Source organism: Streptomyces sp. NPDC007929, assembly GCF_042959065.1.
Taxonomy (GTDB): domain Bacteria; phylum Actinomycetota; class Actinomycetes; order Streptomycetales; family Streptomycetaceae; genus Streptomyces.
This window is the reverse complement of the sequence record NZ_JBIBKD010000020.1, coordinates 29305-55890: the sequence shown is the minus strand read 5'-3', so window position 1 is coordinate 55890 and position 26586 is coordinate 29305. Positions and strand designations below refer to the sequence as shown.

The 26586-nt window shown below is 72.1% G+C and carries 25 protein-coding genes; 11 read left to right on the top strand and 14 right to left on the bottom strand.

Annotated features, from left to right (window positions below; all coding sequences use genetic code 11):
• Nucleotides 1-147: 147 nt before the first annotated feature.
• Nucleotides 148-381: a chaplin family protein gene (locus tag ACFZDE_RS38145; protein ID WP_391002809.1), complete on the bottom strand. Its 234-nt coding sequence runs from the start codon at nt 379-381 to the stop codon at nt 148-150.
• A gap of 219 nt (nt 382-600) precedes the next feature.
• Here ACFZDE_RS38145 and ACFZDE_RS38140 point away from each other — a divergent pair, with 219 nt between their 5' ends.
• Nucleotides 601-807 carry a hypothetical protein gene (locus ACFZDE_RS38140; RefSeq protein WP_391002811.1) on the top strand — a complete coding sequence of 69 codons (207 nt, stop codon included), beginning with the start codon at nt 601-603 and terminating at the stop codon, nt 805-807.
• Between the two features lie 81 nt (nt 808-888).
• On the opposite strand, the gene ACFZDE_RS38135 is transcribed toward ACFZDE_RS38140, so the two are convergent.
• Nucleotides 889-1380: a DUF5709 domain-containing protein gene (locus tag ACFZDE_RS38135; protein WP_391213850.1), complete on the bottom strand. Its 492-nt coding sequence runs from the start codon at nt 1378-1380 to the stop codon at nt 889-891.
• Between the two features lie 410 nt (nt 1381-1790).
• On the opposite strand from ACFZDE_RS38135, the gene ACFZDE_RS38130 reads away from it, so the two are divergent.
• The 3 genes from ACFZDE_RS38130 to ACFZDE_RS38120 are packed head-to-tail and all read left to right on the top strand — an operon-like array spanning nt 1791 to nt 4462.
• On the top strand, nt 1791-3260 hold the full coding sequence (locus ACFZDE_RS38130; protein ID WP_391213822.1) for an amino acid permease: 1470 nt from the start codon (nt 1791-1793) through the stop codon (nt 3258-3260).
• Nucleotides 3261-3272: 12 nt separating this feature from the next.
• Nucleotides 3273-4244: a hypothetical protein gene (locus ACFZDE_RS38125; protein ID WP_391213811.1), complete on the top strand. Its 972-nt coding sequence runs from the start codon at nt 3273-3275 to the stop codon at nt 4242-4244.
• Nucleotides 4245-4279: 35 nt separating this feature from the next.
• Nucleotides 4280-4462 carry a hypothetical protein gene (locus tag ACFZDE_RS38120; protein ID WP_391213802.1) on the top strand — a complete coding sequence of 61 codons (183 nt, stop codon included), beginning with the start codon at nt 4280-4282 and terminating at the stop codon, nt 4460-4462.
• Here the strand turns inward: ACFZDE_RS38120 and ACFZDE_RS38115 are convergent.
• The 5 genes from ACFZDE_RS38115 to ACFZDE_RS38095 form a co-directional block, all read right to left on the bottom strand.
• Entirely contained in the window at nt 4452-5600 is a 1149-nt protein-coding gene (locus tag ACFZDE_RS38115) for a HoxN/HupN/NixA family nickel/cobalt transporter (RefSeq protein ID WP_391213795.1), read from the bottom strand. The two genes, ACFZDE_RS38120 and ACFZDE_RS38115, sit on opposite strands and share 11 nt — an antisense overlap.
• A gap of 150 nt (nt 5601-5750) precedes the next feature.
• Entirely contained in the window at nt 5751-6599 is an 849-nt protein-coding gene (prcB, locus tag ACFZDE_RS38110) for a proteasome subunit beta (RefSeq protein WP_391002821.1), read from the bottom strand.
• Nucleotides 6600-6674: 75 nt separating this feature from the next.
• Complete coding sequence (locus ACFZDE_RS38105) at nt 6675-8153, bottom strand: hypothetical protein (RefSeq protein WP_391213783.1); 1479 nt, start codon at nt 8151-8153, stop codon at nt 6675-6677.
• A gap of 99 nt (nt 8154-8252) precedes the next feature.
• A complete protein-coding gene (locus ACFZDE_RS38100) occupies nt 8253-10607 on the bottom strand; it encodes a glycosyl hydrolase family 65 protein (protein WP_391213777.1) in 2355 nt (784 codons plus the stop codon).
• Entirely contained in the window at nt 10604-11341 is a 738-nt protein-coding gene (locus ACFZDE_RS38095) for a beta-phosphoglucomutase family hydrolase (RefSeq protein ID WP_391213767.1), read from the bottom strand. Before ACFZDE_RS38095 ends, ACFZDE_RS38100 begins: the two co-directional genes overlap by 4 nt.
• Nucleotides 11342-11443: 102 nt before the next feature.
• Between ACFZDE_RS38095 and ACFZDE_RS38090 the strand changes: the two genes are divergently transcribed.
• Nucleotides 11444-12118 (top strand): nucleoside/nucleotide kinase family protein, encoded by a 675-nt coding sequence (locus tag ACFZDE_RS38090; protein WP_391213760.1) that lies wholly within the window; start codon nt 11444-11446, stop codon nt 12116-12118.
• On the opposite strand, the gene ACFZDE_RS38085 is transcribed toward ACFZDE_RS38090, so the two are convergent.
• From ACFZDE_RS38085 to ACFZDE_RS38065, 5 genes are all read right to left on the bottom strand, one after another.
• Nucleotides 12105-13823, bottom strand: a complete 1719-nt coding sequence (locus ACFZDE_RS38085) for a hypothetical protein (RefSeq protein WP_391213751.1) — start codon at nt 13821-13823, stop codon at nt 12105-12107. The genes ACFZDE_RS38090 and ACFZDE_RS38085 overlap by 14 nt on opposite strands.
• Nucleotides 13824-13825: 2 nt before the next feature.
• On the bottom strand, nt 13826-14728 hold the full coding sequence (locus ACFZDE_RS38080; RefSeq protein ID WP_391002834.1) for an ABC transporter permease subunit: 903 nt from the start codon (nt 14726-14728) through the stop codon (nt 13826-13828).
• Nucleotides 14725-15636, bottom strand: coding sequence for an ABC transporter permease subunit (locus ACFZDE_RS38075; protein WP_391213734.1), 912 nt, complete (start codon nt 15634-15636; stop codon nt 14725-14727). The genes ACFZDE_RS38080 and ACFZDE_RS38075 overlap by 4 nt, the downstream gene beginning before the upstream one ends.
• A 124-nt stretch (nt 15637-15760) precedes the next feature.
• Nucleotides 15761-17083 (bottom strand): extracellular solute-binding protein, encoded by a 1323-nt coding sequence (locus ACFZDE_RS38070; RefSeq protein WP_391002838.1) that lies wholly within the window; start codon nt 17081-17083, stop codon nt 15761-15763.
• A 274-nt stretch (nt 17084-17357) separates the two neighbouring features.
• On the bottom strand, nt 17358-18479 hold the full coding sequence (locus ACFZDE_RS38065; RefSeq protein ID WP_391213713.1) for an ROK family protein: 1122 nt from the start codon (nt 18477-18479) through the stop codon (nt 17358-17360).
• 241 nt (nt 18480-18720) lie between these two features.
• Between ACFZDE_RS38065 and ACFZDE_RS38060 the strand changes: the two genes are divergently transcribed.
• From ACFZDE_RS38060 to ACFZDE_RS38050, 3 genes are all read left to right on the top strand, one after another.
• Complete coding sequence (locus ACFZDE_RS38060; protein WP_391002842.1) at nt 18721-19620, top strand: BadF/BadG/BcrA/BcrD ATPase family protein; 900 nt, start codon at nt 18721-18723, stop codon at nt 19618-19620.
• A gap of 231 nt (nt 19621-19851) precedes the next feature.
• Nucleotides 19852-21768, top strand: coding sequence for a phosphatase PAP2 family protein (locus ACFZDE_RS38055; protein WP_391213704.1), 1917 nt, complete (start codon nt 19852-19854; stop codon nt 21766-21768).
• Between the two features lie 36 nt (nt 21769-21804).
• Complete coding sequence (locus ACFZDE_RS38050) at nt 21805-23484, top strand: phospholipid carrier-dependent glycosyltransferase (RefSeq protein ID WP_391213692.1); 1680 nt, start codon at nt 21805-21807, stop codon at nt 23482-23484.
• A 49-nt stretch (nt 23485-23533) separates the two neighbouring features.
• Here ACFZDE_RS38050 and ACFZDE_RS38045 read toward each other — a convergent pair whose 3' ends face one another.
• Entirely contained in the window at nt 23534-23935 is a 402-nt protein-coding gene (locus ACFZDE_RS38045) for an FhaA domain-containing protein (RefSeq protein WP_391002846.1), read from the bottom strand.
• Between the two features lie 61 nt (nt 23936-23996).
• Nucleotides 23997-24158: a hypothetical protein gene (locus ACFZDE_RS38040; RefSeq protein WP_391213678.1), complete on the bottom strand. Its 162-nt coding sequence runs from the start codon at nt 24156-24158 to the stop codon at nt 23997-23999.
• A gap of 155 nt (nt 24159-24313) precedes the next feature.
• Here ACFZDE_RS38040 and ACFZDE_RS38035 point away from each other — a divergent pair, with 155 nt between their 5' ends.
• From ACFZDE_RS38035 to ACFZDE_RS38025, 3 genes are all read left to right on the top strand, one after another.
• Nucleotides 24314-25231: an SIS domain-containing protein gene (locus ACFZDE_RS38035; RefSeq protein ID WP_391002850.1), complete on the top strand. Its 918-nt coding sequence runs from the start codon at nt 24314-24316 to the stop codon at nt 25229-25231.
• Between the two features lie 331 nt (nt 25232-25562).
• The gene (locus tag ACFZDE_RS38030; RefSeq protein WP_391002852.1) at nt 25563-25937 is read left to right on the top strand and encodes a hypothetical protein; all 375 of its coding nucleotides are present in this window, start codon (nt 25563-25565) and stop codon (nt 25935-25937) included.
• Between the two features lie 43 nt (nt 25938-25980).
• Nucleotides 25981-26547: an antibiotic biosynthesis monooxygenase gene (locus ACFZDE_RS38025; protein ID WP_391213664.1), complete on the top strand. Its 567-nt coding sequence runs from the start codon at nt 25981-25983 to the stop codon at nt 26545-26547.
• Nucleotides 26548-26586 lie beyond the last annotated feature (39 nt).

Here is a 26586-nt window from a genome sequence, read left to right as displayed (position 1 = left end):
ACGTGGGGCGCCCCCCCCCCCGCGGGCCCCCCCCCCGGCGGGGGGGGGCCCCCCCCGGGGGGCGGGGGGGGGGGCCCCCCCCCCCGCGGGGGGGGGGGGCGGGGGGGGGGGGCGCCCCCCCCCCGGCGGGGTCGTGCGACCGGTACGTCAGTCCTTGATCGTGCACTCGTTGCCGAACGCCGGGTTGAGCAGCCCGATCACGTTGATCGAGTTGCCGCAGACGTTGGCGTTGATGTCGATCGGGATCTGGATGACGTTGCCGGAGAGGAGGCCGGGGCTGTCGGTGGCGACACCGATGGTGTCGTCCGCGCTCGCCGTGCCGGCGAAGGCCAGCAGGGCGGCGCAGGCCAGGCCGGCCGCGGCAGTCACACGTGTGCGCATGGGTAAAGCTCCTGTCAGTCGCAGGGACACGTATCTCCACCGTCACCCGGCGTGAGCCGTCGCGACATCGGTGAGCGTCCGAACGGGGTGCGCGGGGTCCGGCGGGGCCGCCTTCGCGCTCTCCGGATGCACGCCGCGCTCCCGCGGGGAATGGTGATATCGGACCCGTTTTTCAGCACCGGGGCCGCACCAGCGTTCCGGACCCTAGGAGCAGAGAACATGTCGACGTCAGAGCCCGCCGCATCCCGGCCGTCCGAGGACCGCGCCACCCCGGACCGCCTGCTCCACGCCCGCACCGGCACCGATGTGTCGCCGGAGGACCTCGTCCTCGCCTCGGGCAAGGACCTCACCCCGCACACCATCGAGTGGGCCAAGCGCAAGCTGGCCGCGGAGGGACCCGCCGCCCTGGAGAAGCTGCTGCCCTAGCCGCACGTCCCTGCCGCACGAGAAGGCCACCGGACCCGGCGTGTCGGGTCCGGTGGCCTTCTCGTGCGGCAGGCGGGCGCGTCACACTCCGCCGTCGTCCTCGGGCAGGACGGTCTCGTCCGCCACCACGTGCACGGCGGCCTCCTCCGCGCCGGCCGCTCCGCCGTCGATGCCGACGTCGGAGGCGACGGTCTCCTTCGTGGTGTCCTCGTGGGCGCCCTCGTCCGGGGCGACCAGGCGTCCGGCGCGAGCGCTGCCCGCTTCCGGGTCCACCGGTTCGCCGTCGCTGTCCGGCGTGTCCCCCACGCCGTCCCCGTCCGGCTCCGCGGACACGTCGGGGACCTCCTGGGCCAGCCGCTCGTCGAGAGTCTCGCCCTCGTGCTGCTCGGCGGCGGTGGTTCCGCGCTTGGTGACGCCGAGGGGCTTCTCCGGTGGGGAGTAGCCCTCGTCGAGGGTGTCGTCGTAGGTCCGCTCGTCGACGGCGTCCTGAAGGTCCAGCGGCGCGGCGTCCTCCTGCTCCTCGTTGGTCCCGGTGGGCTGGTACGCGTCGTCCGCCATCGGTTCGGGGCGCATCGGTTCCGTGCCCATCACTCCTGCCTCCCTGTCGCGCTGCGTCGACTCGTTCGTGCGTGCTGTGCGTTCCGCGTTTCCCGTTACGCGGTCTCTAACCTCGGCGGATGATCCTTGGCCGGGTCGGCGCACCGAACGTCTCGCGGGCCGACGGGAGTTGGAAACCCTGGTCCGGGCCGTACGTTACCCACCGGTCAAGCTTGAAAGCTCAAGGAGTGGGGCTATCATCACTCGCACACACGGTGTGACCGGCTGCCGACGCGGCGGCAGCACGGTATCCGCCACCCTCCTTTTCATCGCCCCCGGCCGGACGCCACCCTTTTCCGCCCGGCGGCGAGCTCCACCCCCCACCCCCTACGCCTCCGGGACGGTCTGCCCGCCTCCGGTCGTGCACAAGTGAAAGCGGCGCATCCATGAGTTACAGCAGGGGCAGAGGGCTGCAGGCCAATGTCCTCAGCACGTTCGACACCGTGGTGATGGCGGTCGCCGGCAGCGCACCGGCGTACTCGCTGGCCGCGACCACCGCCGTCCTGGTGGGCGCGGTGGGGCTGGCCAGTCCGGCCGCCCTGCTGTACTGCGCGATACCCATGCTGGGCATCGCGCTGGCGTTCAGCCACCTCGGCCGGATCGACGTCAACGCGGGTGCCAGCTATTCGTGGGTGGGGCGCACGCTCCATCCGTTCCTGGGGTTCATCAGCGGCTGGGCGCTGGTGATCTCGGCGACGATCTTCATGGTGGCCGGTTCGCTGCCCGCGGGGTCGATGACGCTCGCGCTCTTCGACGACAGGCTCGCGGAGAACACCGCGCTGTCCACGGTGGTCGGCGCGGCCTGGTTCGTCCTCATGCTGTGCGTGGTGCTGGGCGGCGCCCGGCTCACGGTGCGGGCCCAGCTGATCATGTCCGGTGTCGAGCTGGCCATCCTGGCGCTGTTCGCGGTGCTCGCCTTCCTCCACACCGGCAACGCCCGCGCCTTCGACTGGTCCTGGTTCGGCTTCTCGCACTTCGACGGCATGGCGGGATTCGCGTCGGGCGCGCTGATCGCCGCGTTCTACTACTGGGGCTGGGACGTCACCAGCAACCTCAGCGAGGAGACCCGCAACAGCCGCCGTACGACGGGACTCGCGGGGCTGATCGGGCTGGGCATCGTCTTCCTGCTGTTCGAGGTGTTCACCGTCGCGGTGAACGTGATCCTGTCCTCGCGGCAGATCGCGGAGAACGAGGCGAACGTGCTGGCGGTGCTGGGCGAGGAGGTCTGGCCGGGCTGGGGCGGCAAGCTGCTGATCGTGGCCGTGATGCTGTCCACCATCGCCACGCTGGAGACGACGCTGATCCAGGTCACGCGCTCGCTGTTCGCGATGGGCCGGGACCGTACGATGCCGTCGGCGCTGGGCCGGGTGCACCGCCGGTGGAACACGCCCTGGGTGGCGATCGTGGTGGTCGGCTCGGTGGCGCTGGTGATGTTCATCGCCTCCAACGCGCTGGGCTCGGTGGGCGAGATCCTCTCCGACGCCATCTCGGCGATCGGCCTGCAGATCGCGGTCTACTACGGTCTGGCGGGGCTCGCGGTGGTCGTCGCGTACCGCAGGACGCTGCTGACGTCCCCGGCGAACTTCCTCTTCGTCGGGCTGTGGCCGCTGTGCGGCGCCCTGTTCATGTTCTGGGTGTTCGTGGAGTCGCTGGGTGAGCTGAGCAGCGCCGCGATCGCGATCGGCATCGGGGGGCTGGCGGCCGGACTGATCCCGATGCTCTGGTACTGGCGGCAGGGCAGCGACTACTACCGGCCCGCGAAACTGGACGCCTCCCGGGCCGTCGAGACGGACTACGTGCCCGGCGAACAGGACGGCCACGCCCGTGTCCACGAGGGTCTGTCCACCGACTTCTGAGGAGGATCGGCGATGGCACGAGGCAGTCTCCGACGTGGTTACACCCCCGACTTCGACCCCGACTGCGGGGACACCGACCTCACCTCCGCCCGCCAGGACGTCGTGATCGGCCGCTGGCAGGGCCTGCGGGACCTGCTCGGCGCGACCGGCCGCGACTGGGCGGCCCGGGGGCACCGGACACGGCAGCTCGCGCAGGTGTGCGCGGGCAGTTCCACGGTGGAGTCCTGGCTCTCCGCCGATGCCCACAGCGCCGACGCGCTGGTGCTGCGGGCGGCGACGGAGACGGCCCGGACCTTCAACATCGCCATCGCCGCGGGCCGGGGTGTGCCGATCGACCAGCACCGGGTGGACACCGCGGTGCTGGCCTGCCTGACGGCGGCGGAGGCGTACCCGGAGGATCCGACGCCCTGGGTGTCGCTGATCTCGGTGTCGCGGCTGTACCCCTCGGGGGTCCGGCGGCAGGAACTGGGGCGCTGGTGGGACGAGTTGCACGGGCGTGACCCGTACAACGTCGAGGGGCACCTCCAGGTGCTGCACTACTACTCCGCGCGCTGGCACGGCACGCACGGCCTGATGTACGACTTCGCCCGGGACGCGGCCGGGGTGGCTCCGCCCGGCTGCCCGCTGCCGGTGCTGGTGCAGTACGCCCGGGTCGAGGAGTACCGCTTCGCCCTGGACGCGGCACAGGGCAGACACTCCGCCGTGGGCCTGTCGCAGCACTGGAGCCATGACGGCGCGGTGAGCGACCTGCGGCGGACCTGGCAGCGCTGGGTGATGGGCCGGACGCAGACCTGGATCACGCCCGCGGAACTCCGCGACTTCAACTACCTGGCCCACGCGGCCTGCTCGGCGGGCGCCAGGGACATCGCGGGCATCCTGCTGGGCATGCTGGGCCCCCGCGCGACCCGCACGCCCTGGTCGTACACGGGCGACGCGGAGAAGCAGATCACCAAGTGGCGCAAGGAGCTGCGGCCGGGCGCGTGAGCGCCTGGCGGTAACGTCCCCGCGGGGCGGGTGTCATGGCTGATGACGGCTGGTACGACGACGGTGACGTGGTCCAGGAGGCCGCACGCGCGCGCCGGGTCGCCTGGGCGGGGATGTCCGTGGTGACGTGCCTGTTCGGCGCCATGGTGCTCGCGGCGGTCGCCATCGGCCTCGCGGTAGACCTGGCGCTCGCCTGCGCCCTGGCCGTCATGGACTGACGCCGCGCCGCGGCCCGGCCAGGTCCCGCGACCACTTCTCCTCGATGCGACCTGCCCGCCACACCACCATGGCCACCACCCAGGTCACGAAGAACAGGGCGACGACCGCGTAGCCGAGGACGTTGAGGTCCAGGCCGGAGATCCGGTCCCAGAACGGGCCGTGCAGGCCGAGCCGTTCGGCGAGGAGGCCGAGCAGTTCGGCGGTGCCGATGAGGAGGGCCACGGCGACGGACAGGCCGGTGATGGTGAGGTTGTAGTAGACCTTGCGGACCGGCTCGGAGAAGGCCCAGCCGTAGGCGAAGTTCATGAACGAGCCGTCGACGGTGTCCAGCAGGCACATGCCCGCGGCGAACAGGACCGGCAGGCACAGGATCGCGTACCAGGGCAGTCCGGAGGCAGCGCCGGAGCCCGCCAGGACCAGCAGGGCGATCTCGGTGGCGGTGTCGAAGCCGAGCCCGAACAGCAGGCCCAGCGGGTACATGTGCCAGGGCTTGGACACCGACGCCATGACACGGCCCAGCAGCCGGTTCAGAAAGCCGCGGTTGTTCAGCTGCTTCTCCAGGGCGGCCTCGTCGTAGTGGCCGGAGCGCATCGCGCGGAACACCTTCCAGATGCCGCCCAGGATGACGAGGTTGACGCCCGCGATGAGGTAGAGGAACGTCCCCGAGACGATCGTGCCGATCAGCCCGGTGACGTCGTGCAGGGCGGAGCCGTCGTCGCCGACCGGTCCGGCCAGGGTCTTCACGCCCAGGGCGAGCAGGAACGCCAGCGCGAAGACGACGCTGGAGTGGCCGAGGGAGAACCAGAAGCCGACCGACAGCGGCCGCTGCCCCTCCCCCATCAGCTTGCGGGTGGTGTTGTCGATGGCGGCGATGTGGTCGGCGTCGAAGGCGTGCCGCATGCCCAGCGTGTAGGCGGTGACGCCGATGCCGACGCCGAAGGTCTGGGCGCCGATGGCGTGGTGCTGGGGGGCGACGACGGCGACGAGCGTGAACCAGCCGACGACGTGCAGGGCCAGGATGAAGGCCGCCATCCCCCCGGCCCTGGTCCACTCCCGCCGCGTCATGGAGGCGCGGACGCGGCGCCGGGCGGGGGCCTGGGCGGGGAGGCGCGGAGTGGACTCAGGGGCGGCCGTCATCGGGGGGAAGGTCTTTCTGTCGGACGGACGGCTGCGGTGAACAGCCTCGCGCCATCCTCCAGCACCTGCAAGTGATGTGCAGTAAAGCCCGTGACAGGTCTTGTCCACGGAACCGAAAACTCCGCCGGGCGGCGGTGGCGCGATCCGGTGTCAGACCTCGGCGTTCGGCCCGTCCGGCCGGGTGTGACGCTGTTCGACCATCGCCCGGCTGAGCTCCTCCGTCTCCGTCTGCGCCAGTCGCTCGAAGCCGTCCTCGGTGATGACCGAGACGATCGGGTAGATACGGCGGGTGAGGTCGGGGCCGCCGGTCGCGGAGTCGTCGTCCGCCGCGTCGTACAGCGCCTGCAACGCGGCCAGGGCCGCCTCGCGCCGGTTCATGCCCGGGCGGTACAGCTTCTTCAGCGCGCCCCGGGCGTACGGCGATCCGGAGCCCTCGGCGTGGAAACCGAACTTCTCGTAGCGGCCGCCGGTGAGGTCGAAGGAGAAGATGCGGCCGCAGGCGCCCTCGGGGGCCGCGGGGTCGTAGCCGGCGAACAGCGGGACGACGGCGAGACCCTGCATGGCCTGGCCCAGGTTGTTGCGGATCATGGTGGCCAGCCGGGTCGCCTTCCCGGCGAGGGTCATGGGGACGCCCTCGATCTTCTCGAAGTGCGCCAGCTCGACCTGGTACAGCCGCACCATGTCCACCGCGAGCCCGACGGTGCCGGCGAAGGCGACCGCGCAGTGGTCGTCGCCGGGGTGCACCTTCTCCAGGTCGCGCTGGGCGATGAGGTTGCCCATCGTCGCCCGCCGGTCGCCCGCGAGGAGCACGCCGTCGCGGTAGGTGAGGGCCAGCACGGTCGTGCCGTGCGGGGCGCCCTCGGCGCGGACGCCGTCCGGCAGGACGCGCCGGGTGCTCAGCAGCTCGGGGCGGTGGGCCGCCAGGAACTCCGTGAACGAGGAGGAGCCCGGCGTGAAGAACTCCTCCCCCAGCCTGCCCTCGTGGTCGCTCACCGTCATGCCGCTCCCCCTTCGATCGTGCCCCTCGACCGACTCCTACCTGAGCCCGGCGGACGACAAACGCCCCACGCCGCGTCAGGAGCGCGGCGCGACACGGACGTCCAGGTCGGAGATGCGGTGGACGGGCCAGCGGCGGGCGTAGCGGGGCGGGGTGGCGCCGGCCGGTGCCAGGTGCGCGACCGGGAGGCGGTCCGCGGTGCGCAGTACGCCGCCCACGGTGATGTTCTCGTTGTTCCCGGACGTCGCCGCCGAGGAGCAGCCGGTGTAGTAGCCGATCGGGATGGATTCGTGGCCGGTGAGCAGGCAGGGCGGGCGGACGCCGAGTCGGTGCAGGGCGCCGGCGGTGCGGCCCCAGTCGCGGCGGCTGTCGGTGTTGCGCGCCACGGCGCCGTCCAGAACGGCGAGTTGCGCCGCGAGGTGCCCGGCCAGGGCGAGCGCCACCAGAGGGGCGGCCACCGGGCGCCATGCCCGGCCCGGGCCCGTGGCCAGGTGCCACAGGGCGTCGGCGACCGGGATGGCGAGCAGCGCGTAGGCCGGCTGGAGGAAGCGCGGGGCCGCGTAGCCGATCATGAACAGGTACGGCAGGGCGGCCGTGGTGGCGCAGGCCAGGGGGACGAGGGTCCGTTCCAGGCGCCGGGCCCGGGCCGCGACGAGAAGCGCCAGACCGGCCAGGACGGGCAGGGTGAACCACCACCAGGTGACCAGCGGGGTGGGCATCGGCCCGGTGCACGGCCGGCACAGCGCCCGTCCGCCCAGGCTGCGCAGCTGGTCGTCGACGGCGATCTGCCAGCCCAGCCCGCCCTGGATCCGGGAGGCCTCCGCCAGCCGCGCCCCCAGGCCGCCGTGGCTCAGATACGCCTCGACCACCCAGGGCACGGCGCCCGCCGCGAGCCCCGCCGCGAACACGAGCAGCAGGCGCCGGTGCCTGCGCACCAGGGCGAGGACGAGCAGCGGCACGGCCACGTAGACCGCGTCGGTGGGGCGCATCCAGGCCATCAGCGCGCCGCCCGCCGCGAGGCCCCACAGGGTCTTAAGGGAGAAACGTTCCGCCTGGATTTTCAGGAAGCAGCCGACGCTGATCAGGGCACCGATCGCGACCCAGTAGTTGGGCATGGCCTGCGGACCGTAGAAGAGGGTCACCCACAGGGAGGCGAAGAGGGCCCCGCCGGTGACCAGGACGCGGGTCGGGGACAGGCCGCGCCAGGCACGCACGGCCAGGTAGAGGGCGACTGCGGACAGCACGGCCAGGTAGACCCGCAGCAGGGGCACGGACGGCGACCAGGACGCGACGGGCGCGACCAGCAGCGAGACCCCACGGGAGCGGGGCGCGCTGAAGAAGGCCGCGGGGTGGTGGGAGGTGACCTGGCTGACGTAGACGATCTCGTCCCAGCCCAGGCCCAGGACGGGCCGGACCAGGGCGAGCTGCGCGAGTGCGAAGACGGCGGCCGTCAGGGCGAGCGGCCGGTTGCCGCGCGTCCAGCGGGTGGTGCGCGGCCCGGCGCTCTGTTCGCGTCTTCGCCGCCGTACCAGGACGGCGTTCGTGCCATCGGCCATGTGCCACCCCTGACCCCGTTGATCGAAACCATGATCAAGCTAACCCGGGGGTCGCGGGCGTGCAGGGCGGAGCTGGGCCAACCGCCTGACCCGGGGAGGTCAGCGGGTGTGCGGCGCGCGATGGCGGGGGTGGCCTGGGGCCGGACGGTGGGGCAGGTCGGGGATGGGCCGGGAGACGGGGGCGTCCTCGCTCACCGTGAACTCGGTGCCGTGGTGCCGGATGGTCAGGGGCAGGCCGGAGTTCAGGGTGTAGGTGGCCCGGTCGGCGGTCAGTTCGACGCGCAGGCACCGGTCGAGGAAGCCGACGGTGAAGGCGAGCCGGCTGTAGCGCTCGGGCAGGCGGGGCGCGAACCGCAGGCTGCCGTCGCTGCACCGCATGCCGCCGAATCCGGCGACCAGCGCCATCCAGGTACCGGCCAGCGAGGCGATGTGCAGCCCGTCGCGGGTGTTGTGCTCCAGGTCTCCGAGGTCCATCAGCGCGGCCTCGGCGGTGTAGTCGGCGGCCAGGTCGAGATGGCCGGACCGGGCGGCCATGACGGCCTGGACGCAGGCGGACAGGGAGGAGTCGCGGACGGTCAGCGGCTCGTAGTAGGCGAAGTTGCGGGCGATCTGCTCCTCGTCGAAGAACTCCTCGAAGAAGGCGCCGCAGGTGTACATCGCCAGCACCAGGTCAGCCTGCTTGATGACCTGCTTGCGGTACAGGTCGAAGTAGGGGAAGTGCAGCATCAGCGGGTACTGGTCGGGGCGGGTGCCCTCGAAGTCCCAGCGCTGGTAGCGGGTGAAGCCGGCGTGCTGCTCGTGCACGCCGAGTTCGTCGTTGTAGGGCACGTTCATGGCCTCGGCGGCGTCCCGCCAGGCGGCCGTCTCCTCCTCGTCGGCGCCGAGCCGCGCGGCCTCGTCGGGGTGGCGTTTGCAGGCGTCGGCGGCGGCCAGCAGGTTCGCCCGGGCCATGAGGTTGGTGTACGTGTTGTCGTCGGCGACGGCGCTGTACTCGTCCGGTCCGGTGACGCCGTCGATGTGGAAGGTGCCCCGGTCGTCGTGGTGGCCCAGGGAGCGCCACAGGCGGGCGGTCTCCACCAGCAGCTCCACGCCGACCTCGCGTTCGAAGGTCTCGTCGCCGGTGACGGCCACGTACCGTACGACGGCGTCGGCGATGTCGGCGCCCACGTGGAAGGCCGCCGTGCCGGCCGGCCAGTACGCGGAGCCCTCCGAGCCCTCGATGGTGCGCCAGGGGAACGCGGCGCCCCGCAGCCCCAGCTGCGCGGCGCGCTCCCGGGCGGCGGGCAGGGTGTCCAGGCGCCAGCGCAGGGCCTCGGCGGCGGACTTCGGCGCGGTGTACGTCAGCAACGGCAGCACGAACGCCTCGGTGTCCCAGAAGGCGTGGCCGTCGTAGCCGGAGCCGGTGAGCCCCTTGGCGGGGATGGCGCGCTGTTCGGCGCGGGCCCCGGCCTGGAGGACGTGGAAGAGGGCGAAGCGGACGGCCTGCTGGATCTCCTCGTCGCCGTCGACCTCGACGTCGGCGCGCGCCCAGAAGTCGTCGAGGTAGTCCCGCTGCTCCTCCAGGAGACCCTGCCAGCCGCTGTGCGCGGCCGCCGCCAGGGCCGCCTCGACCTGGTCGCTCATGGCGGGCCGGGAGCGGACGCCGGACCAGCCGTGCGCGACCAGCTTCTCCACGCGCAGCCGCTCCCCCGGCTCCAGGACGGCGGTGACGGTCAGCCGGGCCACGTCCACGTTGGACTCGCTGCTGGTGGTGGTCCGTTCGGGGCCGGTGACGGCGTGGTCGGCGGCCACGGCGACCCGCAGGCCGCTGCGCCGGGTGCGGTGGACCAGACGCAGCCGGCTGCCCTCGGCGAGGTCCTCCTCCGGTTCCAGCGGCGACTTCAGCGCCTTGGCGGCGCGCGGGTCGCCGTCCGGCTCGGGCAGGGACTCGTTGGTGACGAGTTCCGACTGGACGACCACGCGGGTCCGGCTGTCGACGGGTTCCACCTCGTAGGCGACGGCGGCTATCGCGCGCTGGGTGAGGGACACCAGCCGGGTGGAGCGCACCCGGACGGTCGAGCCGGCCGGTGAGGTCCATTCGCAGACCCGCTCCAGGACGCCCCGCCGCAGGTCGAGGGTCCGCTCGTGGCTGACGAGCCGCCCGTAGCGCAGGTCGAACGGCTCGTCGTCGACCAGGAGCCGCAGCACCTTGCCGTTGGTGACGTTGATGGAGGTCTGGCCGGACTCCGGGTAGCCGTAGCCGGCCTCGGCGTAGGGCAGCGGGTGCAGTTCGTGGACGCCGTTGAGGTAGGAGCCTGGCAGGCCGTGCGGTTCGCCCTCGTCGAGGTTGCCGCGCCAGCCGATGTGCCCGTTGGACAGGGCGAACACGGACTCGCTCTGTGCCAGGACGCCCAGGTTGAGTTCCGTCTCCCGTACGGACCAGGGCTCGACGTTGTACGCCCGCTGTGTGATCACTCGGAGTCCCCCAGTTCGGCCAGGTCCTTCACCACGATGTCGGCGCCGTGGCGGTACAGCGCCTCGCTCTGCCCGACCCGGTCGACGCCGACGACATAGCCGAAACGGCCCGCGCGGCCCGCGTCCATACCGGCCAGGGCGTCCTCGAAGACAGCCGCCTCGGACGGGGCCACGCCGAGGTCCTCGGCGGCGGCCAGGAACGTGTCCGGGTGCGGCTTGCCGGGCAGCTTGCGCTCGGCGGCGACGACGCCGTCGACGCGGACGTCGAAGAAGTGCTCGGCGCCGATCGAGCGGAGCACATCACGGCAGTTGGCGCTGGAGGAGACGATCGCGGTGGCCAGTCCGCGGGCCCGGACGGCCTCCAGATAGCGCAGGGTGCCGTCGTAGGCCTCGACGCCGTCGGTGCGGATCTTCTCCAGGACCAGCTCGTTCTTGCGGCTGCCCAGTCCGTGCACGGTCCCGGCGCCCGGTGGGTCGTCCGGGTCGCCGTCCGGCAGGTCGATGCCGCGGGAGGCGAGGAAGGTGCGCACCCCGTCGGCGCGTGGCCGGCCGTCGACGTACTCGTCGTAGTCCGCCGCCTCGAACGGCCGGTACTCCGCACCGTCCCGCTCGCGCAGGAAGGCGTCGAACATCTCCTTCCAGGCGGCGGCGTGCACGACGGCCGTGCGGGTGACGACTCCGTCGAGGTCGAACAGGCAGGCGTGGATGTTGTCGGGGAGACCGAGCTGCGTCATACAGGACCGGTTCCCCGCCCGGAGATGTTCCAGTGAGTGGCGCACGCCACATGCCGGGGCGCGAGGATGTGCCGGGCCCGGCCGAGGGGGCAGACTCTCTGCGTGCCGATCACCTTCGACGACCTCGTCCACCGTGCCCGGGCCCTCCCACGGGGCGGCCGGCGTGCGCTCCTCGGCATCACGGGCAGCCCCGGCGCGGGCAAGTCGACGCTCGCCGAGCACCTGGTGCGGGAGCTGAACGGCACCGGTGAGCCCTGGGTCGCGTACGTCCCCATGGACGGCTTCCACCTGGCCGACGCCGAACTGGAACGTCTGGGCCGCCGGGACCGCAAGGGCGCGCCCGACACGTTCGACGCGGCCGGGTACGCGGCGCTGCTGCGGCGGCTGCGCGACGATCCGGCCGACGAGACCGTCTACGCGCCCGGTTTCGAACGCGTCCTGGAGCAGCCGCTCGCCGGTGCGATCCCGGTGCCGCCGACGGCCCGTCTGGTCATCACCGAGGGCAACTACCTGCTCCTTGCCACCGGTGCCTGGCCCCGCGTCCGTCCCCTTCTGGACGAGGTGTGGTTCTGCGCGCCGCCCGAGGCCGAGCGGGTCCGCCGGCTGGTCGCCCGCCACGAGCGGTTCGGCAAGACCCACGAGGAGGCGGTGGCGTGGGTGTCACGCTCGGACGAGCGCAACGCCGAGCTGGTCGCGGCGACGCGCGGGCGGGCCGACCTGGTGGTACCGGAGCAGGCCCTGCCGCGCGCGCGGGCGAACCCCCTCAGGCGTCCGTGACCCGCCGGCCGGCGCGCAGCGTGAGGGTCAGGGTGTGCGGGCCGAGGCCGCCGATGTAGACGCGGTTCCCGGTCGTCGCGTCCGTGCCGCCGACCACGCTGTAGTCCTGCCCCGGGTCGTACCGCAGGACGTCGCCGCGGTCCGGCCCGGCCGGCGGTTCGCCCGACACCACGTCGGCCTCGACGCGGATCACGTCGTCACCGGCCCGGTAGGTCATCGGCCCGCCCGGCAGGCACCAGCGCCCGTCGCCCAGCGGTACGGCGCCCTCCAGCACGCCGCCGGGCCGGAAGGTCAGTTCGAGGGACCACGGCACGCGCGGTCCGCTGATGTCGATCCGCAGGTCGGCGCCGTCCTCCCGCAGGTCCACCTCGACGGCGGTGGTGTGGGAGACCTCGTCCCGCGGCCGGTCGGCGAAGGCCATGGCGGCCGAGAAGCGGGCCTCGTCCGCCATGCGGTAGGCGCCGTCCGTCCGGCGCTCGTCCGGCGACAGCGGCTGGTAGTAGGAGGCCGTGAGGGTCTCGGTGAGCCGGTAGCGGCTGTCGGCGGGCCGGTGCACCTCGGCGGCGCGGAACGGGCCCAGGTCGAAGAACCCCCGGGAGAGCCGGACCGCGTCGAGGACCGCTTCCCCGGCGAACAGGCGCAGGAAGGTGGGGTTGCAGGCGAGGCCGGAGCGGATGCGCCGGTGCCCGGGCACGTCGGAGCCGCCGTACACCACCGTGTGCGCGGTGGCCGACGCGTGTGCGGCCAGGCGTGCCGTGGTGATGTACCGGTCGCGTGGAAGGGGCTCGGCGGCCGGTTCGGGCAGGACGCGGCACAGGTCGGGGGTGAGCAGGGTCTCAGCGAGCAGGCCGGGGTCGTCGATGCCGCCGGAGGCCGCCAGCCGCGCCGCCCGGCTGAAGTCGCCCCGGCCGGTGCGGATCGCGAGCAGCCGGTAGTGCGGCAGGTAGGGCGCCAGCGGGAACGGCTGGTGCTGGTCCTGCCGTCGTGAGAGGACCGTCTCCACCGTGCCGTCCGGCCTGATGAGGTCCAGGGTGGTGGTGAGGTTGCGTTCAACGGCGTCCAGCAGGTCGGCGCGGCCGAGGACGTCGGCCAGCAGCAGCAGCGACGGGTTGGACACGTGGGCCGCGTAGTTGGCGCTGCGTTCCGAGTACAGGCCCTCCGCGTCGATGTCGACGCCCTCGGCGAGCCACTCCCCGATCCGGTCGAGGAGCCGGTCGTCGGGGAAGGACCGGTGCAGGCGGGCCAGCGCCGCGGCCAGCTCCCACCGGTGGTTGGGGGTGTGCACCCCACCGGTCAGAAGACTGCCGGTGGCGGCGTCGGCGATATCGGCGAGCGCGGCCGTGACGTCACGCAGTTCCGGCCCGGCGCCGGCGGCGAGGACGTGCGCGTCGCACACGTCGTTGACGGTGAACCCGGAGTCCGGCGGGGACTGCACGTTGTCGCCGCCGGCGAACAGGCCGGTGGTGGTCTGCGCGGCGCGCAGGGCACGCAGGTGGGTCGTCGCGGCGGCGACGGCCCGCTCGCTACCGTGCAGTGCCGAGTCCGGGGACCGGTACGCCGCGACGAGGGTCTTCACCCGGTGTGCCAGCGCGCGGTGGGGCACCCCGGTGGGTTCCTCGCCGGGGCAGGTCACCAGCGGGGCGGCCGTCCGGTCGGCGGCGCCGGCCACCGCGCGGAGGAACTCGTGGTCGAGCGCAGGGGACACGGTCAGTCCTTCAGTCCGGCGTTGATGTCGGCGCCCATGACGTAGCGCTGGAAGACCAGGAAGACGGCGATCAGCGGGATCATGGAGATGACCGACGCGCCGAGCAGGACCGACCAGTTGATGTTCTGCGCGCCGACGATGCTCTGGATGCCGATCTGCACGGTGAACTTGTCGGGGTCGTTGAGCATCAGCAGCGGCCAGATGTAGTCGTTCCAGCGCCACTGGAAGGACAGGATGGCGAGGGTCAGCATGATGGGCCGGGAGAGCGGCACCATGATCCGCAGGAAGATCGACAGTTCGCGGGCGCCGTCGATGCGCGCGGCTTCCACGAGTTCGTCGGGGACCGTCAGGAAGAACTGGCGGAACATGAAGCATCCGGTCGCGGTGAGCACGGCCGGGAGGATGATGCCGGCGAAGGAGTTGTAGAGGCCGAGGTCGCGGACGACCAGGAACTCCGGGGCGAGCATGACCTCGGACGGCAGCATGGTGGTGGCCAGGATGCAGACGAAGAAGACCTTCAGCCACTTGTTGTCGTACTTGGCCAGCGCGTAGCCGGTGCAGCAGCTGACGCCCACCGTGAGGATCGTCGTGATCACGCACACGATGGCCGTGTTGATGAAGTACTGGGAGAAGTTGGCGCTCTCCCACGCCGCCTTGAAGCCCGACAGGGTGGGGTCGCGCGGGACCAGCGTCAGCGGATAGGAGAACAGGTCGCTGGCCGGCTTGAAGGAGCTGAGGACGAACCACAGCACCGGCAGCCCGTAGAGGCAGGCCAGCAGCCACAGCAGGGTCGTCGCGGACACCGCCCGCCGGAGCCCGCCGGTGGCCGCTCCGCGGGGCCGCTTCTTGGAGACGGCCCGTCCGGAACCGGCGTCGACCGGGCGTGGCATGTCTGTGGTTGTCATCGGTTCTCCACCCGTCGGTTGACGATCAGCTGGATGATCGCGACGGCCATCAGGATGAGCATGAGCACGAACGAGGCGGCGCTGGCGTAGCCGATCTGGCCCCGCTTGAAGCCGGTCTCGTAGATGTACTGGACGAGCAGGTTGTTGGAGGTTCCGGGCCCGCCGTTGTTGAGGGCGACGAACACCGGGTACTCCTTCATCGCGTTGATCGTGTTGAGCAGGATGACGATGAACGAGGTGGGCGCGATGCTCGGCAGTGTGATGTGGAAGAACTGGCGCCACGGGCCGGCGCCGTCGAGCGAGGCCGCCTCGTAGTACGACACCGGTACGTTCTTGATCGCGGCGATGAACAGCAGCATCGAGAAGCCCGTCCAGGCCCAGGACGCCGCCATGACCACCACGAGCAGCGACAGGTCCGCGTTCGACTGCCACGGAACGGCGCTGCCGCCGAACTCGTGGATGATGTAGTTGACGAGCCCGAAGTTCTCACCGAACAGCCACCGCCACAGGACGCCCACCACGATGGGCGACAGCAGCCACGGGATGAAGAAGATGACGCGGGCGATCGAGGCGCCCTTGGCGTGCCTGCTCACCACGACGTTGGCGATCAGCAGCGAGAACACGAAGTTCAGCGGGACGAAGAGCACGGTGTACAGCAGGGTCCGGCTCAGCGCGTCGTAGAAGGTGGAGTCCCCGAACAGGTTCTGGTAGTTGTCCAGCCCGACGAACTGGAAGACTCCCACGCCCGTGTAGTTCGTGAAGGAGTAGACGAGCCCGATCACCGCCGGCCAGACGAAGAACAGCGCGAAGAGCACGACGTTGGCCGCGATGAGGACGAGCGGCGCAAGGGTGTACTTACTGCGTCTCCTGGGCGGGCTCACGGACACGTCCGAGGCGCGTTTGGTCATCTTCCTGACTCCGTGCTGGTGGAAATGGGTTCCGGTGGGCTTGGGCCCATGGGCCGGCGTTCACATGGGGGCCGGGGCCGGGCGGCGGCGCATCGATCCGCCGCCCGGTCTGACCGGCCTGGGCTCAGCCGCCGACCTGCTGGTTGTAGACGTCCACGATGTTCTGCAGGGCCTTGTCGGACGACTGCTGTCCGTTGATCGCCTTGCCGAGCTCCGTCTTGGTCGGGTCCTCGGGGAGGCTCTTGCCCTTGAGCACCCACTTGGTCTGCGCGGTGTTGAAGTAGCCGGAGATGGGCGCGTAGAGCGGGATCGACTCGTTGTAGAGCTTGAACGCCGCCTGCGCCGCCTCGGACTTGAAGGGGTACTTCGGGTTCAGGCCGCTCTCGACCGGCAGGAAGCCGGACGTCTCGCACAGCACCTGGTAGTGGGCCGGCTCGTACAGCCAGGTCAGGAACTTCGTCGCGGCGTCGGCCGCGGCGGCGTTGTTGTTGAAGCCCACCGTCATGCCGCCGCTGTTGACGTCGCTGGCCTGCACCGGCTGGGCGGGGGTCGGGACGCTGGCCCACTCGAACTTCTTGATGCTCTCCGCGAAGGCGGGCACCTGCCACACGCCGGACCAGTAGGCGACGACGTCACCGCTCTGGAACATGGCCGACGGGTCGGCGCCGCTGGTCCACACCGACTTCGGCATGGTCTTGTCGTCGTTCCATCCGACGAAGGTCTTCACGGCCTTCTTGGTCGCCGCGTCGACCGAGAACTTGCCGGAGGAGTCCGCGTGGACGTACTTGCCGCCCTTCTCGTACACCATGGCGCGCAGCCGGGACGGCGACTGGTCGAAGGTGAGGGAGTACTTGGCGCCGGTCTTCTCTCGGACCTTGTCCGCCGCCTTGATGAAGTCGTCCCAGGTCCAGGTCTTCTGGGGCGAGGTCGGGAAGGAAACGCCGGCCTTCTCGAACAGGGTCTTGTTGATGAACATCCCGGAGGCGGTGACGTCCGAGGGGATGGACAGCACCTTCCCGGACGAGTCCTTGGCCAGGAAGTTGGGGTTGATCCTGTTGCTCTTCTTGTCGGCGATGGACTTGAGGTCGATCAGCTTGTTCGCCCAGATCGGGTCCAGCGCGGGCACGGCCGCCACGTCGGGCAGGGAGTTCGCCTGTGCGGCGTTGTGCAGCTTGGCCGGGTAGCCGTCGTAGGGGATGTTGACGAGCTTGACCGTGACGCCGGTTTCCTTCTTGTACTGCGCCACCATCTTCTTCCAGCCCGCGTCCTGACCCGGGACCGTGGAGATCCAGAACGTCAGCGACTTGGCGTTGCCGCCGGAGTCGGAGTCGGACCCGCAGGCGGAGAGCAGCAGGGCACCTGCCGTGGCCACGGCAGCGAGGGGAACTACGCGGCGTATGCCACCGCGGCCGAGACGGCGGGAGCGCCGCACACCCAGACTGGTCATCTTCAATCCCTTTTCGTCGTAGCGGAAGAAGCACGGCGCCAGCCGAGGCGGCACGGGTGCATTTTGCAGGAGATTTCGCTTTCCGGGGGCACGGCCTCGCCCGGCCGCGTCGCCCTGACGGGTGGGGTCCCCGGCCATGACGGCCGTCGTCGCACAAGCTCGCCCTCGTGCGGCTCCCGTACGTCGCGTACGGGCGGGAGGTTCACCCGGAGTCGGCGTCCCGGCCGACTCAGAAAGCGCTTGTCCGGACATTGGCAGACCGATGGCGCAGCCGTCAATGCTTCGCCCGCACAGCTCCGGTCACGGTTTGAATTCCATGGGCCACGGCGAGTCTGCTGGCGCCCGCCACCGTGCCGGTGTCCCCCACCACGCTGCTGACCACCTCGGTGGGCCAGCTCAGCCGGTCCAGCTCGGCCCGCACCCCGGGCAGCAGCTGCGGGTCGGCGCCGGTACCGCCGCCGAGGACGATCAGGCCGGGGTCCAGCACGGCGGCCACGGCGGCGGCGAGCCGGCCGACGTCGGCGGCGTGGGCGTCGATCACGGACCGGGCGGTGGCATGCCCCTGCCCGGCCAGGGCGAGGAGCCGCTCGGCGGTGCGCGGCCGGGGGCCGTCGGTCTCCTGCCAGGCCTCGGCCGCCCGGCTCAGCAGCGTGCGCGAGCCCATGCGCTGCTCCAGTCCCTCGTACCGCGGGGCGCTGCCGTCGTCCCAGGGGTAGGGCAGCCGGGCCACCTCACCGGCGGCGCCGTTCGCGCCGCGCAGCACCCGGCCGCCGATCACGACGGCGAGACCGATGCCGACGCCGATGCGCAGGTAGCCGAAGGTCTCGCGGCCGACGGCGGCGCCTTCGTGCAGTTCCGCGAGCGCGGCGCAGTTGACGTTGTTCTCCAGGTGGACGGGCACGCCCTCGGGCAGTGCGACGGCCATGGCGTCGAAGACGGGCCCGGCCTTGGCGGTCGCCGGGCGTTCGCCCGCGCCTTCGCCGTCCCGGGTGGTGACATCGCCGACGGCGACGACGACGGCCCGCAGCGGGGCTCCGGCGGGCAGCTGGTCCAGCACCTTGCGGACGGTGCCTGCGGCCTCCGGCCGGGAGCCGGTGCCCTCGGCGAGCAGCGTCCCGTCCAGGGCGCAGGCGCGCACCCGTGTCTCGGCGGGCCCCAGGTCGACGGCGAGCACGGCACCGGCGGCCGGGCCGAGCCGGTAGACGGCGGCGCTGCGGCCGGTGCCGCCGGAGGCCCGCCCGGAGTGGGCCGCCAGTTCCACGGCCTCCAGTTCGGCGACGGCGGTGGAGACGGTCGGCTTGGAAAGGCCCGCACCGGCCGCCAGCTGGGGACGGGTGGCCGTTCCCGCTCCGGCCAGTACGTCGAACACCACACGGGCACTCTCACTCAGGTGCATGGTCTCCCCAGGTCGTGCGGCGGCCGGGCAGGACGGCCGCGAGGGTCGCGCGGCATCGGGAATTCCGTGCCTCTTGACGCGCACCCTACTTCGTTAGTTAACTTCCTAACGAACTGCACGGTACTCGCCTGCCGTGTTCCGCATAAAGCCCGTCCCGGGGCTTTCTTACCTCTTCAACTGCCGTGGTACGACGGGTGGTTCGCCTGCCCTCGCCGTGCCGCGCAACGACGAAAGAGGACCCGTGCAGGACTCCACGCCTTACGCGGTCGGGATCGACGTGGGCGGCACCAAGACGCATCTGCGGGCTTTCGCGGACGGCGCGAGCGTCGTCGATCATGTCCGCACCAGTACGGGCTGGCGCCCGCACGACGCCGGGGCCGCCGCCGAGTGGCTGGCCGGCCTCATCGCCGTCGCGCTGCCTTCCTCACCCCGGCCGTCCGCTGTCGCCGTGGGCGGTCACGCCTGCGAGACGCCACGCCAGTGCGCGGGCATCCGCGCCGCCCTCCAGGAGCGGCTGGGGGTGCCCGCGCTCGTCGTGGGCGATGCCGAGCTGCTCGTTCCCGCCGCGGGGCTGGACAAGGGGGTGGGTCTGGTCGCCGGCACCGGTTCGGTCGCGGTGGGGCGGCTGCCCGGCGGCGAGGCGGTCCAGGTCGGCGGCTGGGGCGCGGTGCTCGGCGACGAGGGCGGCGCGGCCGGTCTCGTCCGGGAGGCGGCGCGGGCCGTCTGGGCCGCGCACGACCGGGGCGAGGAACCCGACGCGCTGGCGGCCGGGCTCGTCGCCGCCTTCGGGGTGGCCGAGGTGCCCGCGCTCGGCGCCGCCCTGGAGTCCGCCACGGACGTCTCGGCGCAGTGGGGCCGCCACTCCCCGGCCGTGTTCGCCGCCGCCGAGGCGGGCTCACCGCTGGCCCGGGCGGTGATCGCCGAGGGCGGCCGGGCGCTCGCCGGGCTCGTCGTACGGCTGGCCGCACGCGGGGTCCCGGTGGACGACGTGGTGGTGGCGGGCGGCACCGTGCTCGCCCAGCCCGCGCTGTACGAGGCGTTCACCGCCGCGCTCGCCGAGTCCCTGCCGGGGGTCCGGACGCAGCCGCTGCGGGTGCCGCCGGTCGAGGGCGCACTGGCCCTGGCCCGTTCGCTGCTGTGAGCCGGGCGGCGGACGCCGTTCACCCCCCGGCCACCGGCCGGTGACCGACCCCTCCTCGAAGGGTCACGGCACGGCCGTAGATCTTCGCTGTACGCACCAGGTGCCACACAAGTCGCACAGGCACCGGAAGCCGCACCGCCCGCATCACCCGCATCACCCGGCCGCTCGGCCGGCGCACCGTCGCGCAACGCCACGACCCCTTCTTCGCAGGAACTCCAGAGAGGCGCACCCATGCCGTCATCAGCCGGGCACCGCTCCCCCGCCACCGTCGACAGACGGGGCTTCCTCAAGACCTCCCTCGGTGCCTCGGCGGGCCTGCTCGCCGCACCGACCTTCGCGTCCTGGCTCGGTGCCGCGGACGCTCAGGCCGCCACGGGCTTCGCCGCGTTCGTCGACGACTACAAGTCGAACGTCGTCGCGAACCTCACCCCGGAGACCAACGCCGTCGTCCGGATCCTGGGCGGCATGGCCAAGGTCTGGAAGACCGGCGACGCCTGGAACACCGGCCTGGTTCTGGACCGCGAGGTGCTGCGCGCCAACATGCGCTACTGCGCCCGCCTCACCCGGGCCCGCACCGATGCGCAGGCGAAGGAGGCCTTCCTCTACGACCGCCAGCACCAGAGCTACGCCATGATCGCCGCGCTCGGCCCGCTCGCGGACCTGTACAAGACGGGCGCCAAGGCGGTCACCTCGATCACCACCGCCCCCGACGGCACGCCCCCCGGGAAGATCAGCGACACCCTGCCCGCCGACGCCCCGGCCGGATCCGCCCTCGGAGCGGGCTCGTACGACTCCGAGCTCGGCCAGGTGGCCAAGCTGGTCGACACCGTGCGCGGGCCGTTCGCCTCGGGCAACCCGGGCAAGTTCGCCTTCCAGTACCCGCGCCCGTGGCGGATGAACGAGGACAGCGAGGTCGTCGACACCGGCACGACGGACGCGCTCGGCTACCCGGTCTACGACTCCGACGTGGTCGTGGCCCCGCAGCTGCTGCGCCAGCGCTCCGAGAACGCGCAGGACGACGGCGGCTTCCCCAGCGGCCACACCAACGCCTTCCACCTCGCCGGGCTGGCCTTCGCGTACGCGGTGCCGGAGCGGTTCCAGGAGCTGGTGACGCGGGCGTTCGAGCTCAGCCACACCCGGATCATGTCGGGCATGCACTCCACCGTCGACGTCATCGGCGGCCGGATCATGGCCACCGCCCTGACCGCCGCGACGCTGGCCGACCCGGCGAACGCCGAACTCAAGGCAGCGGCCCGCGCCCAGGCCCTCTCCTACTTCACCCAGCGGACCGGCACGACCGCCGACACCCTGTACGACTACGCCCACCCGGGCGCCGGGGACGCCTACGCCGACCGCGAGACCAACTCCCGTGCGGTCGGACCCCGGTTGACGTACGTCCTGCCGCGGCGCGGCCGCAAGGACCCGCTGACCGTGCCGAAGGGCGCCGAGGTGCTGCTGGAGACGCGGCTGCCGTATCTGAGCGCGGCCCAGCGCCGCGAGGTGCTGCGCACGACCGCGCTGCCCTCCGGGTACGTCCTGCTGGACGGCTTCGAGCAGTGGGGCCGGCTGAACCTGTTCGCCGCCGCGGACGGCTACGGCGCCTTCGACCGGAACGTCACCGTAACGCTGGACGCGGCGGCCCGGGGCTTCCACGCGGCCGACAGCTGGCGCAACGACATCGAGGGCGACGGCTCTCTCACCAAGCGCGGTTCGGGCACACTCACCCTGACGGGCCACAACCGCTACCGCGGCGGAACCGTCCTGGAGGCCGGCACGCTGGTCGCCGCGTCGCCGAACGCCCTGGGCGAGGGCGACGTCCGGGTCACGGGCGGCACGCTGCGCGCGAGCCGGGTCCTGCGGGTGTGCGGCTCCTACGTCCAGGAGGGCGAGTCGGCGCTGGAGCTGACGCTGCGCAGGAACCACGGCCCGGTCCTCACGGTGGGCCGTCGTGTGCTGCTGGGCCGGGGCAGTGTGCTGTCGCTGCGGCTGGACGCCGAGCGGCCGCCGGTCGCGGGGACGACGGTTCCCGTGCTGTCCGCCGGGCAGCTGCGCGGCCGGTTCGACCGCGTCGAGCTGGACTCCGGGACGCTGCGGGCGGTGCCGGTCCACACGGCTGACGGTCTGTCGGTACGACTCGTGCGGCGGTAGCGCCTTTCACGGCGGGAGCTGATGCAGAGTGGGTCCATGAGGGACCTCTGGACGGCTCCCGCCCCGCCCCGGCCGGTGCCGCTCCCGCCCCCGGCACCGGCCGGCCCGGCACGGCGGCCGGGCCGTCGGTGGCCGGGCGGTCGGTGGCCGGTGCGGCTCCTGGTGGCCGCCCTGCTCGCCCGGATGGCCTTCGCGATGGTCACGACCGCCGTGCAGCAGACCCCGACGATCGACGAACCGGTGTACGTGGGCGCGGCCGTGGAGTACGTGCACGAGCACCGGCTGCGGCACAACCCCGAGCATCCGCCGCTGGGCAAGCTGGTCATCGGCGCCGGGCTCGCCCTCGCGGATCCGCACGTCGCCCCCGGCTTCGCCGGTGGCCAGGGGCGGTTGGGCCGGCATCTGCTGTACGAGTCGGGCAACGACCCCTGGCGGCTGATGCTCTGGGCACGGCTGCCGGTGATCGCGCTGACCCTGTCGTTCGGGCTGGTGGTGTTCGCCTTCACCCGTGAACTGGCCGGGCCCGTCGCCGGGTCGGCCGCGCTCGCGCTGTACTGCTTCTCCCCCGACGTCATCGCCCATGGCTCGCTCGCGACGCTCGATGTGCCGGCCGCCGGTTTCGTGCTGACCTCGGTGTGGCTGGTGTGGCGGGCGCGCCGCGGACCGCGGCTGTACGTCCCGCTCGCGGGGCTGGCGCTGGGTGCCGCGGTGGCCACGAAGATGAGCATGTTGCCGGCCGTGCCGGTGCTGATGGCGCTGGCCGCGGTGTCGGTGTGGAAGGCCTGTGGGGGCAAGCGGTTCTGGGCCTGGGCGGCGGCCGGAGGTGTGGCCATGGCCGCGGCCGCCGTCGTGTGGGGCACGTATCTGGTGGTCGATCCGCTGCTGCGCTGGACTCCGGAACAGCACGTGCCCGTGGTGCACGGATTGCGGGGGCTGCTGGTACGGCTGTTGCCCTTCCCGGAGGCCTACCGGGACGGGATGCGCGTGCAGTTCGGGCTGGAGAACCGGCCCTGGCAGGGCTTTCTGTTCGGGCGGCGGTACGAGGGATCGCTCTGGTACTACCTGCCGGCCGCGCTGCTGGTGAAGACCCCGCTGGGGGCGCTCGCGCTGTGGGCCGCGGGCGCGGGCGCCGTCGTCGCGGTGCGGCGGCTGCGGCCCGCCGCACCGTATGTGCTGGCCGCTCCGCTGGTGCTGCTGGCGGCCGCCATGCAGGGGGCGCGCGACCTCGGAACCCGGTACGCCGTGTTCCTGCCGCTGTTCCTCGCGGTCGCGGCCGGGTGCGCGCTGCTGGTGCGGCGCCGGTGGGTACCCGTGGGGGTGGCCGCGCTCGTGGTCCTCACCGCTGTCAGTGCGGTACGGGCTCATCCCTACTATCTGCCCTACTCCAACGAGGTGTTCGGCGGACCGGGCAGGACCCGGCAGTGGCTGCACGACTCGAACGTGGACTGGGGGCAGGACCTCGGGCGGCTCGCGGACCGGCTCCGCGACCGGTACCCGGGTGAGCGGGTGTGGCTCGTGTACAAGGGCAGCGGGGTGCCGGCCTTCTACGGCATCGAGGCCTCGGATCCCCGACGTGTGCCGGTCCGCGCGGTACGGGGGCTGCTGGTCGTGTCGGACTCGGCGGCGGCGAAGGCCTCGGGGCGGCTGGCCGAACTGATCGGCGGCAGCCGCCCCGTCGATGACATCGGGCACTCGATCACGGTCTACCGCCGGTGAGTGCGGGCGGGGACTCCGCTCCGGCGCCGGCTCCGGCGGTGCGCGGATGTCAGTGGGTCGCGTGGAAGAACCCGTCCGCGCTCACGTGCCGCATGACCCTGGAGGCCACCCGGTAGCGGCCGTTGGGCACGTCGGGGCACCGCGCCACATGGACCGCCAGGGGGCCGGCGAACTCGTAGCCGCGGCGGTCCGCGTGGCGGGAGAGGCTGTCGGTGAGGGCCTGGCCCACGTCGGTGCCGGTGCGGGTCAGATGCTCGTGCACGTCGTCGGGCAGTTCCACGTCGTAGGCGTTGGGGACCATGACGCGTCCCTCACGGCACACGACGGCGTTGTCGTCGCACTCGCGTTGCAGGGCGTCGAGGACCTCGACCGGTTCCTTGTCGCGCAACCGCGCCCACAGCGCGTCCCATCGGTTCTCCAGGGTCTGTTCCAGCGCACTCAGCGCGCTCATGCCGTCTCTCCTGCCGGAAGCGTCGTCGGTTCGCTCGGGGTGCGGGGGGTGCCGGGGTGCGCTACCGGTCGTCGTAGTCGCCGGGGCGGACCTCGGCCTCCTCCAGCGCCTCGCGCATGGTGCGGCCGGTACCGCCCGGTGTGCGGGGGTGGTTGTCGTCCTGGTGCTCCAGCACGTCGTCGGTGGTCTTCGTCTTGGGCCGGTTCTCCTCCGGGACGGTCATGACATGGCTCCTCTCGGGGGTCGTGTGCGGCGGCGGGTTCCCGCCCGGCGTACGGGTATCCCCGTGCGGTGCGGCTCATGCTGCTCGAAGAAGCCCTGGTCACTACGGTGCGTGAGCTATGTTGAACGTCCGTGGGAGACGAAGGAGGCGCACCGGTGCCATCGCCGCAGCAGGCACGCGCACAGGCATCCGCGATCACCTCGGGGAAAGCCGCCCCCGAAGCGGAGGTCTCCCCCTCCGCCCAGCTCAGGTCGCTCTTCGACCGGCCCCGGCTGTCCCCCGGGCAGCGGCGCATCGCGCAGTACCTGATCGAGCACATCACCGAGGCGGCCTTCCTGTCGATCACGGATCTCGCGGACCGGGTCGGGGTGAGCCAGCCCTCGGTGACGCGGTTCGCCTCGGCGGTCGGCTTCAGCGGCTACCCGGCGCTGCGGGAGAAGCTCCAGTCGATCGCGCTGGGCACCCTCGCCGTCGGCCCGGCCGAGGAGACGCACGGCAACGAACTGCAGGCGGCGGTCGACGCCGAGATCGAGAACCTGGAGAACCTGCGGCGGGACCTGGCCGACCCGAACGTGGTCATCGAGGTCGGCCGCAAGTTCTCCTCGTCCGCGCCGCTGACGGTCCTCGGGCTGCGCATCTCCGTGTCGCTGGCCGAGTACTTCGCCTACGCCGCTCGCCGGATCCACCCGGACGTACGGCTGGTGACCCGGGGTGGCAGCGTCGCCTACGACGCGCTGCTGCAGTCGCGGGAGGCGGGAGGTACGTGGGTGCTGGCGTTCTCCATGCCGCGGCACGCCCAGGAGACCCTGACGGCCGTGCGGGTCGCGCGGGGCGCCGGGCTCAAGGTCGCCCTGATCACCGACCTGGCCCTCGGTCCGCTCGCGGACGAGGCCGATGTCGTCTTCGCCCTCGGGACCGGGTCGCGCCTGGTCTTCGACTCCTACGCGGCCCCGGGCGTGATGTGCTCGGCGCTGCTCCAGGCCATGACGGACGCGGATCCGGAGCGGACGCAGGCGCGGCTGGAGGAGTACGAGCAGGTCGCCGACCAGCACCAGTTCTTCCTGCGGGACTGAGCGGCGTTCGTTCCCGGCCTGGGGAGCACCTGGGCGGACCCGGCACAAGGACCACATGCGGACCACCTGGGGGCCACATGCGGGCCACATGGGGAGCATCCGCAACAAAGCACGCATGAATGTTTTCATGCTCCTTGCAAACCGGTTGGCATATATAAATACTGCTCACGGATCGCGACCCGGTAGTTCCGGATCCGTTCCGCACCCGTGGAGCCGGGTCCTACCCACTCCGGTTCCCGGGTGTTCGTGGCGGCCCCGGCCATCCCCTAGGCCGGGGCCGCCCCGACCCGTCGTCCACCCACGCGACGCCGCACACCCGGAAGCGATGATCATGCCCCTGACGACCACGCGCCTCAGCCCGGACTGGCCCTGCCAGGTCAAGACTCCCGGGAGCTACGACTGGGAACGCTCGGCGGCCAAGTGGCTGCGCGAGCTGGTGCCCACGCGCTACGCCGGATACCCCGTGTTCATCCGCCACCCCGTCCTGCTCGCCCGGCACGCCCAGATCCAGGTCCAGAACGAGATCCGGGTCGCCCGCACCGCCCTGCAGACCGCCCGCGCCGACCTGCCCGGACTCGGCCTGCACGAGGGCGTCATCGAGCACACGATCAAGCTGTACGCCGCCGAGGTCATGCAGCTCCAGCACATCGCCCGCAGCGTCCGGGCGGTCACCCAGGCCCTGGTCGAGTCGAACCGGCAGCCCTGAGCCGACGGGCATGACTCGCGCCGCGCGTGGCACACGTGAGGCGATGAGCACCACCGAAGCCCGGCGCGGCGAGCCCGTGACCACGGTCCTGACCTGGCAGGTGCGCCCCGGCCGCGAGGAGCGGTTCGAGGAGTGGACGCACGGCATCACCCGCTGCGCCCGGCAGTTCCCCGGCAACGAGGGCGTCTCCTGGCTGACGCCCGAGGACGGCCACCGCTACCACGCGGTACTGCGCTGGTCCGACCGGCACCGGCTCGCCGCGTGGCTGGAGTCCGAGGAGCGCGCGCACTGGCACCGGCAGATCGAGGACATCGCCGCCGAGGTCAGCAGCGATCGCCAGTCGACGACCGGCCTGGAGACCTGGTTCAGCCTGCCCGGTACCACCGTGCGGGCCCCGGTCCGGTGGAAGATGGTCCTCACCACCTTCCTCGGGGCCTACCCCTTCACCCTGCTCATCCAGTGGCTGGTGACGCCGCACACCACCGGCTGGCCGCTGCCTCTGCGGGCCGCCGTCTTCCCGCTGGTCCTGCTGCCGGTGCTGACGTATCTGGTGATGCCGCGGCTGAGCCGGCTGCTACGGCTATGGCTGTATCCGCGCGACGGCGGCTGAGCGGTCCCACACACGAGCTGGGTGATCGGTTCGTGCGCA